Source organism: Acidovorax sp. HMWF018, assembly GCF_003061035.1.
Taxonomy (GTDB): domain Bacteria; phylum Pseudomonadota; class Gammaproteobacteria; order Burkholderiales; family Burkholderiaceae_C; genus Acidovorax; species Acidovorax delafieldii.
On sequence record NZ_QAIM01000476.1, the window covers coordinates 2,256 to 3,099 of the forward strand.

General features: G+C 68.1%; 1 protein-coding gene and 1 pseudogene. Both read right to left on the reverse strand.

Annotated elements, in window-relative coordinates:
• A partial coding sequence (locus DBR23_RS31295; RefSeq protein WP_233250606.1) for a PHP domain-containing protein occupies positions 1-501 on the reverse strand: 501 nt, incomplete at its 3' end.
• A 19-nt stretch (positions 502-520) separates the two neighbouring features.
• Positions 521-844: pseudogene (locus DBR23_RS31300) on the reverse strand (DNA polymerase Y family protein); the annotation flags it as partial.

Genomic DNA, 844 nt, shown 5'->3' on the forward strand with positions numbered 1-844 from the left:
AGCGCTAGTGATACATGCGCTGATTGCTACAAAATCAGAAGCATCAAAGCGCTGACGGCATGGTGCCAGCAGCAGCTCGCACCCCTGCAGCAAGTGCCAGGGGCTGTCCGCACGCACGCGGTATTGCCCCTTGGGCGCAGCGGCACGGGCGGCGGTGATGAACTCGCACAGGTTGCCCCAGCCCTCGGCATCGCGCGCCAGCGCCACCAGCCGCAGGTCGCCCCACAAAAACTCGCTGCCCACGATGAGGTGCAGGCCACATTCCTTGGCCGCCCCCCAGGCACGCACCACGCCGGCCACGGAGCATTCGTCCGTCAGCGCCAGCGTCTGGTAGCCGAGTTGGGCAGCACGCGTGACCAGCTCTTGCGGGTGCGATGCGCCGCGCTGAAAGCTGAAGTTGGACAGGCAGTGCAGCTCGGCATAGCCCGGCAGCTCGCCCGCGCCCGCTGCGGGGCCTGGCACCGCAGTGGCCTGTAGAGGGGGGCGATGCGTCAAACCCATGGACAACCACCCTGCCCGCTCACCCAAAGATTCCGTGCAAGAACCAGCGGTGTGGGCGAGCCACCGCTGGCGTGCCATCCAGCGCAGGCGCCAGGCGCTCGCGAAACACCCACACCAACCCCGCCACGTCGTTGTGGGCCACAAAGTAGTCGCGCAAGGCCAAGTCTGCGCAGGGGCGTGCTGGGTCTACAGCGTCATCCATGGCAGACCACCAGCCCGCCTCCAACCGGTGGGGCCCAGCCAGCAAGCGCAACAGGCCGTGGTGGCAGGGGCGGTTGCCCTGCACAGCCAGCTGCCGGGGCGGGTTCAGCAGCCAGGTGGGCAGCAAGGGGGCATCCGGGAC